The following is a 255-nucleotide window of genomic DNA, read 5'->3' as shown; positions in this document are numbered from 1 at the left end:
TCGAGCGCGCCGCGCGCGGTGCGCAGGCGGCCGCTCCTCAGGCGCGTCGGGGGACCGGTCCGCGGGTCGATCCCGCCACGGGCGGGCCGGTCGTCGCGGCCGTGGCGCTCGCCAGCTTGCCCCGTTCACCCGACGTCGCCGTGGAGCGCGATGCGCTCATGGGTGCCCTGCAGTACGGGCACCAGATCGATGCGGCGCTGCTGACGCGAGCCCTCGCGGTGCCGTTCCGCACGCCCGGCCTCGATGCCGGGCGCG

1 pseudogene is annotated in these 255 nt (G+C 78.0%); it reads left to right on the top strand.

Annotation, left to right across the window (positions count from 1 at the left end):
• Positions 1–255, top strand: a pseudogene (locus KVS71_RS17855) (DNA primase); the annotation flags it as partial.

Source organism: Microbacterium sp. GbtcB4 (assembly GCF_019091465.1).
GTDB classification, from domain to species: Bacteria; Actinomycetota; Actinomycetes; order Actinomycetales; family Microbacteriaceae; genus Microbacterium; species Microbacterium paraoxydans.
The sequence above is the reverse complement of the archived record's forward strand: the minus strand, read 5'-3'. Positions and strand labels throughout refer to the sequence as shown.